14 protein-coding genes are annotated in these 17,313 nt (G+C 49.8%); 1 reads left to right on the top strand and 13 read right to left on the bottom strand.

Features of this window, described 5'->3' with window-relative positions:
* Positions 1–15 precede the first annotated feature (15 nt).
* From EBA_RS07015 to EBA_RS06990, 6 genes are all read right to left on the bottom strand, one after another.
* Complete coding sequence (locus EBA_RS07015) at positions 16–1,020, bottom strand: NAD-dependent epimerase (RefSeq protein ID WP_192373986.1); 1,005 nt, start codon at positions 1,018–1,020, stop codon at positions 16–18.
* A gap of 2 nt (positions 1,021–1,022) precedes the next feature.
* On the bottom strand, positions 1,023–2,294 hold the full coding sequence (gene tviB, locus EBA_RS07010) for a Vi polysaccharide biosynthesis UDP-N-acetylglucosamine C-6 dehydrogenase TviB (RefSeq protein WP_192373985.1): 1,272 nt from the start codon (positions 2,292–2,294) through the stop codon (positions 1,023–1,025).
* A 46-nt stretch (positions 2,295–2,340) separates the two neighbouring features.
* Complete coding sequence (locus EBA_RS07005; protein ID WP_192373984.1) at positions 2,341–2,946, bottom strand: TetR/AcrR family transcriptional regulator; 606 nt, start codon at positions 2,944–2,946, stop codon at positions 2,341–2,343.
* A gap of 63 nt (positions 2,947–3,009) precedes the next feature.
* Positions 3,010–3,570, bottom strand: a complete 561-nt coding sequence (gene pgsA / locus EBA_RS07000) for a CDP-diacylglycerol--glycerol-3-phosphate 3-phosphatidyltransferase (RefSeq protein ID WP_033157381.1) — start codon at positions 3,568–3,570, stop codon at positions 3,010–3,012.
* Positions 3,560–5,398, bottom strand: coding sequence for an excinuclease ABC subunit UvrC (gene uvrC / locus EBA_RS06995; protein ID WP_192373983.1), 1,839 nt, complete (start codon positions 5,396–5,398; stop codon positions 3,560–3,562). The genes pgsA and uvrC overlap by 11 nt, the downstream gene beginning before the upstream one ends.
* Positions 5,391–6,038, bottom strand: coding sequence for a uracil-DNA glycosylase (locus EBA_RS06990; protein WP_192373982.1), 648 nt, complete (start codon positions 6,036–6,038; stop codon positions 5,391–5,393). Before EBA_RS06990 ends, uvrC begins: the two co-directional genes overlap by 8 nt.
* Positions 6,039–6,609: 571 nt before the next feature.
* On the opposite strand from EBA_RS06990, the gene EBA_RS06985 reads away from it, so the two are divergent.
* On the top strand, positions 6,610–7,677 hold the full coding sequence (locus EBA_RS06985) for an OmpA family protein (protein ID WP_192373981.1): 1,068 nt from the start codon (positions 6,610–6,612) through the stop codon (positions 7,675–7,677).
* A gap of 106 nt (positions 7,678–7,783) precedes the next feature.
* Here EBA_RS06985 and EBA_RS06980 read toward each other — a convergent pair whose 3' ends face one another.
* The 7 genes from EBA_RS06980 to infB form a co-directional block, all read right to left on the bottom strand.
* Positions 7,784–8,743, bottom strand: a complete 960-nt coding sequence (locus tag EBA_RS06980) for a GNAT family N-acetyltransferase (protein ID WP_192373980.1) — start codon at positions 8,741–8,743, stop codon at positions 7,784–7,786.
* 108 nt (positions 8,744–8,851) lie between these two features.
* Entirely contained in the window at positions 8,852–10,507 is a 1,656-nt protein-coding gene (locus EBA_RS06975) for an alpha-keto acid decarboxylase family protein (protein WP_192373979.1), read from the bottom strand.
* A 208-nt stretch (positions 10,508–10,715) separates the two neighbouring features.
* Complete coding sequence (gene pnp, locus EBA_RS06970) at positions 10,716–12,794, bottom strand: polyribonucleotide nucleotidyltransferase (RefSeq protein WP_192373978.1); 2,079 nt, start codon at positions 12,792–12,794, stop codon at positions 10,716–10,718.
* An 83-nt stretch (positions 12,795–12,877) separates the two neighbouring features.
* The gene (rpsO, locus tag EBA_RS06965; protein ID WP_192373977.1) at positions 12,878–13,147 is read right to left on the bottom strand and encodes a 30S ribosomal protein S15; all 270 of its coding nucleotides are present in this window, start codon (positions 13,145–13,147) and stop codon (positions 12,878–12,880) included.
* A 109-nt stretch (positions 13,148–13,256) separates the two neighbouring features.
* Positions 13,257–14,174, bottom strand: a complete 918-nt coding sequence (gene truB / locus EBA_RS06960; RefSeq protein WP_192373976.1) for a tRNA pseudouridine(55) synthase TruB — start codon at positions 14,172–14,174, stop codon at positions 13,257–13,259.
* On the bottom strand, positions 14,174–14,590 hold the full coding sequence (gene rbfA, locus EBA_RS06955) for a 30S ribosome-binding factor RbfA (RefSeq protein WP_192373975.1): 417 nt from the start codon (positions 14,588–14,590) through the stop codon (positions 14,174–14,176). Before rbfA ends, truB begins: the two co-directional genes overlap by 1 nt.
* Before the next feature lie 3 nt (positions 14,591–14,593).
* On the bottom strand, positions 14,594–17,299 hold the full coding sequence (gene infB / locus EBA_RS06950) for a translation initiation factor IF-2 (RefSeq protein ID WP_192373974.1): 2,706 nt from the start codon (positions 17,297–17,299) through the stop codon (positions 14,594–14,596).
* Positions 17,300–17,313: the final 14 nt, after the last annotated feature.

The following is a 17,313-nucleotide window of genomic DNA, read 5'->3' as shown; positions in this document are numbered from 1 at the left end:
ACTAACTGGAATTATTCAGCGATAATACTCAAGATACCAAGCAACAAACCGCTCTATACCCTGCTCGATAGTTGTATTTGGTTTATACCCAACATCTGCGGCTAACGCTTCTACATCGGCAAAAGTATCTGGAACGTCACCAGGCTGCAATGGCAACAAGATTTTCTCGGCTGTTTTGCCGAGAAAACGTTCCAAGGTTTCGATATAAGACATCAATTCCACTGGATTCTGATTACCAATATTGTAAACCCGCCAAGGCGCTTTGCTTGTACCGGGATCGGGGGTTGCTCCGCTCCAATACGGATTGGGCGAAGCATTATGATCCATGGTGCGAATCACGCCCTCAACAATGTCGTCTATATAAGTGAAATCACGCCTATGCTTGCCATAGTTAAATACATTGATTTTTTCGCCATTTAAAATAGCCTTGGTGAACAAAAACAATGCCATGTCCGGACGACCCCAAGGACCATATACAGTAAAAAAGCGCAAACCCGTGGTAGGTAACTGATACAGATTACTATAGGTATGCGCCATCAACTCATTGGCTTTTTTTGACGCCGCATACAAGCTCAAAGGATGATCGACATTGTCATGCACAGAGAACGGCATGGATTCATTCGCGCCATATACCGAGCTGCTAGACGCATAGACCAAATGCTCCACCCGATTATGCCGGCAGCCTTCCAGGATATTGATAAAACCGACAATATTACTATCGATATAGGCATGCGGATTCTCGATGGAATAACGTACACCCGCTTGAGCCGCTAGATTAACTACTTTTTGCGGTTGGTATTTTTTGAATAGTGCTTCCATACCGGCTCTATCGGCAATATCCAACCTGACATCGGTAAAGCCAGCAAAATCCTTGATTCGATCTAAACGACTTAACTTCAGGTTAACATCGTAATAGTCGTTAAGATTATCGACGCCGATAACTTCGTCACCGCGCTCCAACAGCCTTAGCGCCAAATGATTCCCTATAAAACCGGCAGTACCGGTCACCATAATCTTCATTTTTAGAGCCTTGCGTCTGTTTGATCTGTAGGAAACAAGTATTTGAGATCATAAATAATGGCCTGCGAAGTGCCCAACGCCCTAATGTCCGAAATTGCCATTTTTTTGAATTGATCATGAGCCACGGCGAGAATGACTGCGTCGTATTTTCCGGTCGCCGGTTTATCGACCGGAGTAATACCATATTCATGATTCGCTTCCTCAGAATTAACCCAGGGATCGTAAACTTCGACATTTACACCATAAGTTTCCAATTCAGCAACGATGTCCACCACCCGTGTATTACGAATATCAGGACAGTTTTCCTTGAAGGTCAACCCCATAATCAGCACATTAGCTTCCTGCACATGCACACGTTTCTTCAGCATCAGTTTTACCAATTGCGAAACGACGTAGACACCCATGCCGTCATTGATACGGCGCCCAGAAAGAATCACTTCGGGGTTGTAACCAATCGCTTGGGCTTTGTGGGTTAAATAGTAAGGATCCACACCGATACAGTGTCCGCCGACCAAACCGGGCCGAAACGGCAGAAAATTCCATTTAGTGCCTGCGGCGAGCAAAACTTCCTCGGTATTTATACCCAATTTATTGAAGATCAAGGCCAGTTCGTTGATCAAAGCGATATTCACGTCGCGCTGAGTATTTTCAATGACCTTAGCAGCCTCGGCAACTTTGATACTACTGGCTTTGTGCGTGCCGGCAGTAATGATGCTTTTATACAAAGCATCGACTTTTTCGGCTATTTCCGGGGTAGATCCCGAGGTAACCTTTAGAATATTGGTCACGCGGTGTTGTTTATCACCTGGATTGATACGCTCCGGGCTATAACCCACGTAAAAATCCTGATTAAACCTTAGACCGGATACTTTTTCCAGAATCGGCACGCAGACCTCTTCGGTTGCACCGGGATATACAGTCGATTCGTAAATAACAATATCACCGACTTTAATAACCTTCCCCAGCAAGTCGCTGGCCTTTTGCAAAGGCGTTAAATCCGGTTGTTTATGTTCGTTGATTGGCGTAGGGACCGTGACTATATACACCGAACAATCGGCTATATCTTGTAAATCGGCACTGTATATCAGCAGTTTGGCTTCGGCAAGTTCTTCTTCGCTCACCTCCAATGTATGATCGCGACCAGATCGTAACTCTTGGATTCGATGCTGGTTAATATCAAAACCAACGGTTGGATATTTGCGGCCAAATTCCACAGCTAGCGGTAATCCCACGTAGCCAAGCCCAATCATGCCGATTTTAATGTTATCTAACATCTAGTAAATCCTCCTCCGCCCCACTTTGAGTATTAATGGCACTAAATTATTTTTTGACTACACAGCCCCAAGCCATCAGCCAGGCCTGAGCCTGATAATTCTCCGCTGTTTTAGGCAAGTTGCCGCTCAACACCATCGCCAAGGTATGATTGATAATGCCGAAGAAATAAGTGTAGGCCAATAACGGATCTATCGCCTTCATTTCGCCGTCTTTAACGCCGTTCTGAAAAATTCGATTTATTTTGGTAAATGCCGCAGTTTCCAGCAAAGGCTTAGGTTCCGCCAAAAACTCCTCGCTCTTTACAAACAACAAAAACTCGACAATCTCCGGTGCGTCGTCAGTCAATTTGAATAGTAAATCGACTATTTCTCGCAATTGCTCGGCAGCCTTACGATTCCTGCGGCGAATATCGTCAATCGAGATACTCAGACTATCCAGTATATTTTCGTGTAAGGCTTGCGCTATGGCTTGCTTGGTTTTGAAATGTTGACTTATGCCGCTACTGGTTGTTATGCCGGCTGCATCTTTTATATCGGTTAATGAGGTATTGAAATATCCCTTCTTGGCAAACAACTTTAAAGCGGCCTGCAACACTTCATCCTGACTAATAGTTTTATTCGGTTTATTTTCTAGTTCTAATTCTTGTTCCATGCTCTTATATACAGCTTTACCTGCTGTTTACTCTCTGTTGTGGGCAGTATGGATACTGCTTTATTATTCGTTGATGGTCGAGAACGCCGCGACAAGGTAATTAACCATCGACCATAAGGTTAAAATTGCCGACAAGTATAACAACCAGTAACCCATGGTGTTGATAGGCAGACCTAATAAATCATCCCGATAAAGCAACAAACTGACTGCCGTCATTTGCGCCGTGGTTTTCCATTTTCCCAACTGCGAAACCTTAACTTTGGCACGCTGACCGATCTCGGCCATCCATTCTCTCAGCGAAGCGATCGCAATTTCCCTGCCGATAATAATAGCTGCGGGTACCGCAAGATAGGGATTCCCCTGAGCCTGAACGACCAATACCAACACAAACGCCACCATCAATTTATCAGCCACCGGATCCAGAAATGCCCCGAACGCGGTTTGCATATTCATTTTTCTGGCCAAGTAACCATCCAACCAATCGGTAAAGCCCGCAACCAAAAAAATTGCAGTGCAGGCCAGATTCGAATATTGCCACGGCAAATAAAACACAATGGCCAATAACGGAATCAGGGCAATCCGTAACAGGGTTAAATAGGTCGGAATGGTGAATCTAATGGCCATCTTGATGGTGAAATGTGTCGTAAATTCGCTGCGCTAATTGTCGGCTAATGCCATCTATACTGGCTAAAGCATCCACACCCGCGCTGGACACACCCTGTAACCCGCCAAACTGTTTCAGCAACACCTGTCTTCTTTTCGGCCCCAGTCCGGCAATATCTTCCAATACCGATTGTTTGTTAACCTTAGCTCGTCGCTGTCTGTGTCCGGTTATCGCAAAACGATGCGCTTCGTCGCGAATCTGTTGAATCAATAACAAGGCGGAAGCACCCGGTGTCACGTCCAAGGGCTGCCGATTACCCACCAAAATGATCTTCTCCATTCCGGCTTTGCGATCAGGGCCTTTGGCAACGCCGACTATCATAACATCGTTTATCTCCAATTCAGCCAAAGCCTTTTCCGCCTCGGCGACTTGGCCTTTGCCGCCATCGATTAAAAGAATATCCGGCGCCGGATGCTCGCCATTCTTCAAGCGATTGAAACGTCTGAAAACGGCCTGATGAATTGCGGCATAGTCATCGCCCGCTGTAATACCTTCTATATTAAAGCGTCGATAATCGGATTTCACCGGCCCGTCTCTATCGAACACCACGCACGACGCAACAGTCAGTTCGCCTTGGGTATGACTAATATCGAAGCACTCCAAGCGGCTTGGCGTTGTATCACAGCCCAATTCTTGCTGCAAACTGATAAAGCGTCCTTGCAAGCCCTGCCTGTCGGCCAGCTTGGCACTTAAGGCATTTTCGGCATTAGTCGCCGCCATTTGCAGCCATTTACTTCTTTCGCCGCGCACATTGCAGGCAATCGCTACCGCATGTTTAGCCTGTTCGCTCAATACCTCAGCTACTAAAGCCGATTCGGGCAACGCATGACTGACGATCAATTCATGAGGTACTGTTTTGTCCAAATAATATTGGGCGATAAACGCCTGCAAGATTTCCTCGGGCTGATTTTCATCGCCGATTTTTGGAAAAAACTGCCGGTTACCCAGATGCTGGCCGTTGCGGATAAAAAACACCTGCACACAAGCCGCACCGTTTTTAGCCGCGCAAGCCACGATGTCCACATCGCCTTTTTCGCCTTCCACCCAATGTTTTTCCAACACCGCGCGCAAGCGGGCGATTTGATCGCGATAAGCGGCGGCTTGCTCAAACTCCAATTGCGCGGCAGCGGCTTCCATTTTGCCGACCAAGCGATCTATCAGTAAGCCCCCCTGCCCCTCTAAAAACAAAATCGTATTTTCCACATCGTTGGCATACTGTTCCTTGCTGACCAACCCCACGCAAGGCGCGGTGCAACGCTCAATTTGATGTTGTAGACAAGGCCGGGAACGGGCGCTGTAATAAGAATCCTCGCATTGCCGCACCGGGAAAATTTTTTGCAATAACTTCAAGGTTTCCTTCACCGCGCTGGCACTGGGATACGGCCCGAAATACTTACCGCGCCGCTTCTTGGCGCCGCGATGAAAAGTCAGTTGTGGAAAGTCGTGAAAGCTGGAAATAAACACATACGGATAAGATTTATCGTCGCGCAAACTGATGTTATAGCGCGGCTTGTGACGCTTGATTTGCTGGCTTTCCAGCAGCAAGGCCTCGCCTTCGGTATGCGTAACGGTGACTTCTATCCCCGCCACTTTGGCAACCATCGCCTGTTGTTTCGGCGACGCGGCATTGCTTCTAAAGTAACTGGACACCCGGTTCTTCAGATTCTTGGCCTTGCCGATATAAATAATCTCCCCCTTGTCGTCCAGCATCTTGTAAATGCCGGGCCGCTGGGTCAATGTCTTAATAAAGGCTTTAGCGTCAAAATCGACGGGCTGATTTTCAGTCACGAGCAGACAGCAAGGTTTGAATGGTTACGAACACAGCTGCCAGCATCGCCATACTCAAGCGTTTGGTTTGCACGTTATAGCGGCTGCAATGATAAGAACTAACTAGCATATTGCCGTCCGGCAGTTCAAAGCTGACATGATGGGCAAATTTAGCCGCACTGCTTTTCAGGTCATAGGCACGCAACACCGCTTGATGGGCGATATTGCCCAAGGCCAATATCACCGCACGTTCCGGCAACGTATTAATTTCTGCAGCCAGATAAGGATTGCATTGTTTAATCTCGTCGCCGGTCGGTTTGTTTTGCGGTGGCAAACATTTCACTGCATTGGTAATCCGGCAGTTACTCAGCTGTAAACCATCAGCCAAATTGGTCGATTCCAATTGATTGCTGTAACCGAAATCGTACAAAGCCTGATACAGCAACAAACCGGCGTAGTCGCCGGTAAAAGGTCTGCCGGTAGCGTTCGCGCCGTGCATGCCCGGCGCCAAGCCGACGATCAGCAACCGCGCTTGCGGATCGCCGAACGGCGCCACGGGCAAGGCGTGATAGGCCGGATATTTCTCCTTCACCTCGCAAAGGAATTCGCTTAACCGCAGGCATGCCTGACAGTCTTGATTAAAATAGGATGAATAAGACATAAAACGATAGACGCTCAAATTGTCGGAATTTTACCTGAGCCCGAGATTTCTTGCGCCTCTCGCGTTGGTTAATTGCTCTATTTGACCTTACAACAACACTAAACACAGGCCACAACAAATAGTGCAACGCCCATTATTCGTCACCAAACATCAATAGCGGTGATGCTCGTAACACTCCTGATCGCCTATTTGGATTAAATTACATGGGAATAACGAACGCCATCTTCATTTCATACCCTCATCGACCACTAACAACGGCGTACTGAATTCCAGTCAAAAATGACAAGTATCGGATAACCGGGCTGAAAATAAATCAGCGCTCTTGGCCCGGATGTTGCCATTATCAATAGCCAAACCTAAGGAACAAAAGGGGTGGGAATCAATAAATATCAGCGCAGGATTACGCTAAATGTTTGTTATCGCAGAAAACCGTGGTATTTTTACAACAAGCGTAGCAAAAATCGCACTTCCTCCTTTGGTTTTTAATGCCTGTTTTTTTAAACCCCGGCCTTAACCATCCCTTTCAAAAGCAACGAATTATCAATTTTTTACACCTCATAACGGAGTCTTTATGTTTAAGAAGAGTTTACTGACATTAGCCACAATAACAACGCTCGGTTCGCTGCCGGCAGCACAGGCCGACGAGTTCCTTGACGACAGATGGTACGCGGCACCATTCGGCACCTTCGTGCAACCTGGTGGTGATCGTAACGCTCATAGTGGTTGGGGCGGTGGTCTCGGCCTAGGCAAAATCATCAACGAACATTTTAACGTTGAGATCAGAGGTTTATACCAAAACCTGGAAGGTGCGAAAGCTAACGGCAACTGGGATTTGACTGGCGGCACGGTCGATGCGCAATACTACTTTTTCAGAGATAAATTCTCACCTTATGCAGTAATTGGCGTAGGCGGCATAAACTCTACGCACAATGGCGACAGCGGCGCGGGTTTCATCGGCGAAGCGGGAGCGGGTTTTACCTACGAACTGCACGATAACTTCCTGATTCGCAGCGACGTACGCTACCGTTACAACAACAACTTCAATGCCAAGCTACAACCTGGCACCGAAGAATTTCATGACATGACGGTTAATCTGGGTTTCGTGATTCCGTTCGGCGAAAAACCTAAAGCCGCTGTGGTTGCTAAAGCCGAGCCGACTCCGCCTCCAGCGCCTATGCCGGCTAAACTGGATTGCTCGAAAATGGATGACGACAAAGACGGCGTGAACAACTGCCTGGATAAATGTCCTAGTACTTTGCCGGGCGTTGAGGTCAGTATCTACGGCTGCTGGATCGTTGATGTTAAGTTCGACAATGACAAAGATGTTATCAAACCGCAGTATTTCCCAAAACTGGATAAAGTAGTTGATCGTATCAAACAGTACCCTGGCACAGCGTTTGAAGTGCAAGGCCACACCAGCAATACCGGTTCGTACAAACACAATTTGAAGTTGTCAGAGCGCCGCGCGTTGGCTGTTAAAAAATACCTGACAAAGGGTAGCGAGTCACCAAATATATCTTCTAAAGGGTATAGCTGGGATCAACCTATCGACACCAACGAAACTGAAGAAGGGCGCGCCAACAACCGCCGTGTGCAATTGGAAGTGGACAACAAAACGCAACAGCCTTTGAAAAAGTAAGAAAACCTGATCAATCCAATTAATTCAGAGCAAAGCAAACCCGCCGCAAGGCGGGTTTTTTGAATCGTGCACGCAACGAAGACCTAAATGCTTCACGCCGAATAAACTACAAACTCAAGGCCCTAAATTCCGCGCAAGCGCTTGAGCGTTGCCAAACGCGCTCAAACTCCTCGCGCAATGGCCGATTGCGGGCCGGTAAATTTGGACTCCAATGTCCCTCGTAGCAATTGCCAAGCAAGCGAAATAAATAACCGTCGCTATCATTCACCACGAAAGCAGAGGCATATTGCAAATCCTCGGCCTCATCGGGCACACGAATCAGCACATACGATGGCAAACGCTGAGCCAATTCCACTACAGGATGCACCTGATGGCGCAAGCTAGTCGAGTCCTGCACAATGATCTGCACGCTAGCATTACGATTTCCGAGTGCAAACTGTTTCAGCGCCTCGACAAGGTCTTTTTGCCCATACAAGGCATGTTCCAGATCTCGGCTATAGATATAAATCTGTCTGCGCGCCGCCATCACCAATTGCCGGGTAGCGGTTAAGGTCGATTCCACTGTTTCCAGTCGAACCGCCTCAATAGCCGCCTCTCCGGTCTGAGGTGTCGATCGCACTGCTTGCTCGCGCGGCGGCAATATGAGTCGGATAGCCTGATGCGGAATACCGGCTTCAGCAAACACATCGCCTTCAATTGTAAACCCGAATTTTTGGTAGAAACCCAATGCGGTGAGTTGTGCGCTGGCGGTGACGCCAGTCAGGCTCAGTTTGTGCGCTTTGTCGATCACGGCACGCAGCAAAGACGCGCCGACACCTTGCCCCCGCCATTCGCTCAGAACGGCCATCCGCCCGATTTTGCCCTCCGGCGAGAGCCGACAGGTAGCGATTGGCCGGAAATCCGCATCCCGCACCAGAAAGTGCTGGCAATCCTGATCCAGTTCGTCGAATTCCACCTCAATCGGTATTTGCTGTTCGACTACGAACACCAAATTTCGCACATACCGTATATCCTCAAAATCAACGGCATAACTGGCGGGTTCGAGATAACAGTTGGCGATTTGCATAACGCGACGAATGTGTATTAAGTGAAATGATTAGTGTAGATACACTCTGCCGAAAATTCGACTCGGCAGGCTAATTGTTCACGTCGGTCGCGCAAACCGACCGCCCGCTCAATCCTCCCTTTTTATCTTCGACTGCAAATGCTCGGCAAGCCGTTTCATTGCTTCGGACGAGTCGTCGGCCGCCAGATGGACATTGATGATACTGGGCATTTCATGGTTTGCTAGGGCATTTAGCAGAGCGACTTCGAACTCGCTTTCCGTAGCCGCCTCGTAGCCCGCCAACGGACCGAAGACTTCTCCCAAACGGTCGAAGCGCCATGGATTAATATCGTTGAACGGGCCTTCCAGAATACAGCGTTCCGTACTGTAACCGCCGTTGTTAAACACCACCACGATGGGATTCAAACCAAGACGCGCATGGGTGGACAGCTCAGTCCCGGTCATTTGAAAAGCGCCGTCTCCAACCAAAATTAACGCACGCCGATCAGGACGCGCAATTTGCGCACCGAGCGCGGCGGGTACGGCAAAGCCCATCGTGGTATAAAAAGCCGAAGCCAGAAATTCGCTCTGCTCGTGCACGCGTAAATCGATAGCCGCAAACAGGCAATCGCCGACATCGCAAACCACGATCATGTCGTTGCTCAGCGCACCATTTAGCCTCTCAACCAATCGAGCTGTAGTAATTGGCCGGTCGGGCTCGGGAAACGCAATGCTTGCTGATGGCTCAGAGCTGGATACCACACTTCCTCCGCTGAATGTGCCAACCGAGCCGGCCAAGGCATCGAGAAAATCTTCCAAGGCGATGCCAGGATAACGATGCGCACTGATCACCACCTCGTTCAACGCCGCGCGGATGGTGGAATGGGAGTTTAATTTGGCGGTGTAGATGCCGGTATCGATTTCATTCAAAGTCACCCCAAACATCAGCAGCAAATCGGATTGTTCGACTCTGTCGCGCACGGCCTCCGAACTCATCGCCCCTTCGTAAATCCCCAGATAAGCCGGATGCCGCTCAGACATCACTGATTTACCGGTTAGCGTAGCAACCACCGGCAAGCCGGTACGCTCGACAAACTCGGCCAAAGCCGCTTGCAGCCCGCGCCGATGCAATTCAACGCCCGCGACGATCATAGGCGACTTGGCGTGTGCTAACAGCGCCATAGTCTCCGCAATCGCTTCGGATAAAGCCGCTTGGTCACTGGTAAATACTTCCGCCGTCTCGGTCGGCATTGGATAGCCTTCCGCCATCACCAAATCACGGGGAAGCTCAATGTACACCGGTTTACAAAAACGGCGCGCAGCTTCGATGGCATGGTCGATTTGCCGAAAGGCGATTACCGGGTCGTTTAGTACCACCGACGCACAGCTAATCCGTTCAAAAATTTCCCTCTGGAAGGTGAACGGCCCGAAGCGATGGTGAATTAACGGATCGTCTTTTTGCTCGCTGACGCCGGGTGCCCCGCTGATAAGTACCACCGGGGACGACTCCGCGTAAGCGCCGGCAATCGCATTCACCGTGTTTAAGGCGCCGACGCCGTATGTCACTGCCAGCGCACCCATACCTACGCAACGCGCATAGCCGTCGGCCGCAAAGGCTGCCGAATCTTCCCGGGTGGTGCCGATATGCCGAACCTGACTTTTTATCATCAGATCATAAAATCCCAGCACGTAGTCGCCGGGCACACCAAAGATGTCTTTTACGCCGGCCTGATAGAGGCGTTTGAGGAGGTATTGTCCAATCGTGTCGAATTTGGCAGTACTCATGCGCTTTGGAACCTCCGAATAGATTTAAACCCTGAGCACTGACACGTAGTTGATCAATGCCGCTCAACCGTTTTAACAGGACGATTAGGGGTCAATACTGCTAAGCCACATCTAAAAAGTCAACATACATTCATAGCTCAACAAAATTTCAGCCACAAAAAAAGGGCCTTGCGGCCCTTTCTGTTGCAGTGTCAAACGAACTTAAAACCTATTCGCTATCGACTTCTTTCATGCTCAAGCGCACTCGGCCTTGACGGTCGATTTCCAGCACTTTTACTTTTACGACATCGCCTTCCGACAGTTTGTCGCTGACTTTTTCCACGCGCTCGTCGGAGATTTGTGAAATATGCACCAAACCGTCTTTACCCGGCAGGATGGTCACAAACGCACCGAAGTCCATCAAGCGTACGACTTTACCTTCGTAGACTTTGCCTACTTCGACTTCCGCAGTGATTTCTTCGATCATGCGTCTGGCTTCTTCACCAGCCGCTCTGTCGACAGAAGCAACATTCACGACGCCATCGTCGGTCAAATCGATGCTGGCACCGGTTTGTTCGGTAATGGCGCGAATGGTGACGCCGCCTTTACCAATAACTTCACGGATTTTAGCCGGATCAATTTTAAAGGTGATGATGCGCGGCGCGAAGTCTGACATTTCAGAACGGGTGCTGGACAAGGCTTTGTTCATCTCACCCAAAATGTGCAGACGGCCTTGTTTGGCTTGTTCCAGCGCGACTTTCATGATTTCAGCGGTAATGCCGTCGATCTTGATGTCCATTTGCAGCGCGGTGACACCGCTTTCGGAACCGGCCACTTTAAAGTCCATGTCGCCCAAGTGATCTTCGTCACCCAGGATGTCTGACAAGACTGCAAATTGATCACCTTCTTTGATCAGACCCATCGCAATACCGGCGACGGGCGCTTTGATCGGCACACCGGCATCCATCAACGCCAAGCTGCTACCGCAGACTGACGCCATGGAGCTGGAGCCGTTGGATTCGGTAATTTCTGAAACCACCCGAATCACGTAAGGGAATTCCGCCATATTCGGCAATACTGCCGCCACACCGCGTTTTGCCAAGCGGCCGTGACCGATTTCCCGACGTTTTGGCGAGCCGACAAAACCGGTTTCGCCTACGCTATACGGCGGGAAGTTGTAATGCAGCATGAACGGGTCTTTATACTCGCCGGACAACGCATCGATGATTTGCGCATCGCGTTCGGTACCTAGGGTTGCTACGACCAAAGCTTGAGTTTCGCCACGTGTAAACAACGCAGAACCATGAGTTCTAGGCAGTACGCCGGTTCTGACGCTAATCGGTCTGACGGTGGTCAAATCACGGCCGTCGATACGTTTGCGGTCGTTCAGAATCGCACCGCGCACCACGTCGTATTCCAGATGTTCGATGACGTCACGAATGTCTTTTTCGTTATACAGGCCATCGGCAGTCAGCTTTTCAACTACCGCGCTCCTGATTGCGCTGAGCGTGTCTTGTCTAAGCAGTTTTTCCGCGACTTGGTAAGCCGCCTTGATGCTTTGCTCCGCTTCGGCAGCCACTGCGGCTTTCAATGCGGTATTAGTTTCCGCTGGTGTCCAGCCGACAGCTGGCGTACCAACGGCAGCGGCGAATTCGTTAATGGCATTGATCGCTACTTGCATTTGTTCGTGACCGAACAATACCGCGCCCAGCATCACTTCTTCGGATAACAGATCGGCTTCGGATTCGACCATTAATACCGCATGTTGAGTACCGGCAACTACCAATTGCAGTTGCGATTCTTTCAACGCTGGTTTGGCTGGATTCAGCAAATATGCGCCGTCTTTATACCCGACACAAGCGGCGCCCAACGGACCGTTGAAAGGCAAGCCCGATACAGCCAAGGCTGCGGAAGCGCCTAACAGGGCTGGAATTTCGGTATCCACTTCAGGGTTCAGTGATACGACAGTAGCAATAATCTGCACTTCGTTAGTGAAGCCTTCCGGAAACAGCGGACGAATCGGTCTGTCGATCAGGCGGGAAATCAGGGTTTCTGTTTCGCTAGGACGGCCTTCACGTTTGAAAAAGCCGCCGGGGATTTTACCGGCCGCAAAGGCTTTTTCCTGATAGTTAACGGTAAGCGGGAAAAAATCGCCGCCGCTAGCTTCTTTTTTACCCACTACTGTCACCAGCAGCGAGGTGCCTTCGACATCGATCATTACCGCACCATTGGCTTGGCGGGCAATTTCACCGGTGGATAAGGTGACGAGACGATCGCCGTACTGAAATTCTTTCCTGATAGGATTCACTATAAGGTTCCTTTGTTTAAAGGTTATGCTGAAATGTGCTTTAAAGCAGAAACGGCGCCCGATGCGCCGTTTCCATTTTTGTGCTACTTACGAATGCCCAAACGTTCGATCAACGAACGGTAACGCGCAACTTCTGTGTTTTTCAGGTAATCCAACAATTTGCGGCGTTGGTTTACCATGCGCAGCAAGCCGCGGCGCGAGTGATTGTCTTTTTTATGTGCTGCAAAATGCGGAGTCAGTTGATTGATGTTGGCGGTCAACAAGGCAACTTGGACTTCCGTTGAACCTGTATCGGTGTCTGACAAACGATATTCTTCAACGATTGCTTTTTTTTGTTCTGCGGTTAATGACATTCTTAATCCCTATCGATTAATTTTGATTAAATAAAGGCCATCGTTTGATGACCGTGTAGCCGCGTTTCCACAATAGGGTGTAGAAACTTTGCGGTTTTTTCCTGAATAATCAAGCTGTTTGATCATCCAAATGAAATAGTTTTCTTGGTGCTAGTTTACCATCCAATAGGATTTCCCCCAACCCTAAAAAAGTCTGTTGCGAGTATATTCTGACCTGACCGGCCATACCGCCGTTAAAGGCTATGCGCTGACCCTGCTTGATTTTTTCGGCCTGCTCTAAGGACAAGGACACGTCCGGTATGCTTTTCAAGGGCACATCCAGTGCTATCAGTGTATTCTGCAATTGCGCGAAGCCCATAGCCTGCAACTGCTGCAAGGTATAAGCTCGATCCAGATCGAACATACCAGCTTTAGTTCTGCGTAGCGCTGTGACCGTACCGCAACTACCCAGCCACTGACCAATATCTTCGGCCAACGATCTTATGTAAGTACCCTTGGAGCAAAATACATCCAGCGTCAATTGCCCCACTTCGGCATCGACATTTAACAGCCGCAATTCATAGATAGTAATCGCCCTGGGTTGCCTGTCTACGGTCTTACCTTCCCTGGCCAACTCATACAATTTCTTGCCTTGATGCTTCAAGGCCGAATACATCGGCGGCACTTGCTCGATAGAACCGGTAAAATGTTGCAAGCAAGCCTCTAACCGCTCGCTATCCAAGGCCGGCACCGGCATTTCGGCGACGATTTTACCCTCACTATCGCCGGTATCGGTCATTACACCCAGCTGTATTGTCACCTGATAACGCTTATCGTCATCCAACATCAATGCCGAAACTTTAGTCGCCTCGCCAAAACATAAGGGCAATAAGCCGGTCGCCAACGGATCTAACGCCCCGGTATGGCCTGCCTTGTTGGCGTTGAACAAGCGCCTAACTTCCTGCAAAGCCTGATTGGACGATGCGCCTAAACGTTTGTCGAGTAGCACGATGCCATGCACATCGCGCCCGGACTTACGTTTTGCCATCAATCGTCCTGTTGCGGTTTATCCGCGACTGTCCCCGACGCGGCGCTAGCGTCCTCCCCTTCATTGTGATGTACATCACCAAGTAACTCGGCGACACGCATCCCGGTATCGAAGGAATGGTCGTAGTAAAAATGCAGCTCGGAGATATGCCGCAAACGCATGCGTCTGGCCAGCTCATGCCGAATAAACGGCGAGATCTCGTTCAACACCTTCACATTTGCACGCTTAGCGGCATCATCCCGAGCATCCAACACCGTCACGAATATCTTGGCGACCGCCAAATCTTTGGACAATTCGACGTCGTTGATCGTCACAAAACCCAAGCGACTGTCGTCGACATCACGCTGTAGTATCGACGCCAATTCTTTCTGCATTTCCGACGCCACCCGCTGGCTGCGGCCGAACTCTCTTGCCATGATTTAGATTTCCCGTCTGACTTCGATACGTTCAAAGACTTCGATATGATCGCCATTTTGCACATCGTTGTAATTCTTCACGCCGATACCGCACTCCATGCCCATCTTCACTTCATTGACATCGTCTTTGAAGCGACGCAAGGATTCCAGCTGTCCTTCGTAAATCACCACATTGTTCCGCAATACCCGAATCGGCAGATTGCGCTTGACGAAACCATCGATAACCATACAACCGGCAACCGCACCGAATTTCGGCGAACGGAACACATCCCGCACTTCGGCCAGACCGACGATTTTTTCCTGGATCTCCGGCGCCAGCATACCGCTGATCGCCCGTTTCACTTCGTCGATGGCTTCGTAAATAATGCTGTAGTAATGCAGATCGATGTCTTTTTCTTCGATCAATTTCCGGGCTACCGCATCGGCACGCACATTGAAACCGATCAGAATCGCACTGGAAGCCAAAGCCAAGTTGGCATCGCCTTCGTTAATGCCGCCGACACCGCCGAAAATGCATTTAACTTGCACTTCTTCGTTAGACAAGCCGACTAAGGATTCGCGCAACGCTTCCAAACTGCCTTGTACATCGGTTTTGATAACGACATTAAGCGTGGAGGTTTCGCCGGCTGCCATCCGCGAGAACACGTCGTCCAATTTGGACGCATGTTGCGCGGCGTGACGGTTGGAGCGTTTACGATCTTCCCGATGAGCCGCCAGTTCGCGAGCAACGCGTTCGTTTTGCACCACCAGAAATTCGTCGCCGGCGTCCGGTGTACCGGACAAACCAAGAATTTCCACCGGCATACTGGGTCCTGCCGATTTGATAGCGTGCGCATTCTCGTCGAACATAGCCCGAATCCGGCCATATTCGTGTCCGCAAAGCACAAATTCGCCTTTGCTCAACGTACCTTTTTGAATCAGTATGGTCGCCACTGCACCGCGGCCTCTATCGAGACGCGATTCGATACAAATACCGGAAGCGATACCGTCAATCGGCGCTTTCAACTCCAGAACTTCCGACTGTACGATCAGCGCTTCGATCAATTCATCAATACCCGTACCGACCTTAGCCGATACTTTGAGGAATTGCACATCACCGCCCCACTCTTCGGGCACCACATTCAGCGTGGCCAGTTCTTGCATCACTCTGTCAGGATTAGCTTCCGGTTTATCGATTTTGTTCAATGCCACGATGATAGGCACATTAGCCGCACGCGCGTGATCGATCGCTTCTCTGGTTTGCGGCATCACGCCGTCGTCGGCAGCGACCACTACGATAACGATATCAGTCACTTCCGCACCGCGAGCCCGCATCGCGGTAAACGCGGCATGGCCCGGTGTATCCAGAAAGGTTACCGCACCATGATCGGTTTTTACCTGATAAGCACCAATATGCTGGGTAATACCGCCCGCTTCGCCGGCAGCCACCCGCGTTTTGCGGATGTAATCCAACAAAGAGGTTTTACCATGATCGACGTGACCCATGATGGTGACGATAGGTGCTCTAAATTGCACTTTACGTTCGTCCGTTTCACCTTGTACTTCGGCCAGCATTTCCTGCTCAAAGTCATCTTCACTCTGCATGATGGCTTTGTGACCCATTTCCTCGACCAAAATCACCGCCGTTTCTTGGTCGATGGTTTGATTGATCGTAGACATAATGCCCAGCTTCATCAAATGCTTGATGACTTCCGCTGCCTTAATGTTCATTTTTGCAGCCAAATCCGAAACCACGATGGTTTCAGGAATGGTCACATCGTAGACAGTCGGTGCGAGCGGTTTTTCGAATTTATGCCGACCTTGATTAAGATCCGGTTCGAACTCCGGTTTATCCCGACGCGAAGGCCCTTTGCCTTTTTTGCCTTTGGCGCCACGACGCGCCGCATCGCCACCACCACCGATATCGCCATCGGTCGTTGGGCCACGCGTAGGTTTGAATTCGGCTTTTTTCTTATGCAGCGTAGTTTGCTGCTGTTTGGCTTCGGCTTTTTGTTTGACTTTTTCGGCGGTTCTTTGCACCGCAGCTTCCAGCCTTTCTTTCTTTTCTTTTTCCAAACGCTGCTCTTCGGTCATCTCCGGAACAGCGCTCGGCACATGAGCATCGACCTTGGCGACCACTTCAGACTGCGCTTCCGCAACCACTGGCAATTCATTAGCCTCCTGAAGCTCCGCAACTACCGGTTCCGCAGCGACCGATGCAGCCGACGCTGACACTTCAGCAGACTGGACCACATCCTGACTGACCACTTGCTCATCTTCAACAGTGGGCGCGGACTTTTGTTCGTGCAGATGTTTGCGTTTTTCTTCTTCGATGGTTTGTTGCCGCTTCTGTACTTCCAAGGCTTGCTTGGCTAATTCGGCCTGTCTCAGATCATCGTTACCCGAAGCATCGCTGCGCTTGATGTACGTTTTTTGCTTACGCACCTCAACACTGACGGTTTTAACGGCTGTACCCGGCGGGGTGGATTGTTTTAATTCGGTTTTGGTACTGCGTTTCAAGGTAATGCGCTTGGGGGCAGCAGCTTCCTGATCAGCATCCGACTTGCCATGGCGCTTACGCAAATGCGCAAGTAGTTTGACTTTCTCTTCGTCATTTATCAAATCGTCGGGCTCGCTGGCTGTCAAACCGGCTTCCTTCAATTGTTCTAAAAAACGCTCCAAAGGGATGCCAACAACCTCTGCCAATTCCTGTACTGTTTTATCGCTCATAGTATCCTCCTGCC

This window comes from Methylomonas albis (genome assembly GCF_014850955.1).
Classification (GTDB): domain Bacteria; phylum Pseudomonadota; class Gammaproteobacteria; order Methylococcales; family Methylomonadaceae; genus Methylomonas; species Methylomonas albis.
Note: the sequence above shows the minus strand (reverse complement) of the source record. Positions and strands in the feature narration are given on the sequence as shown.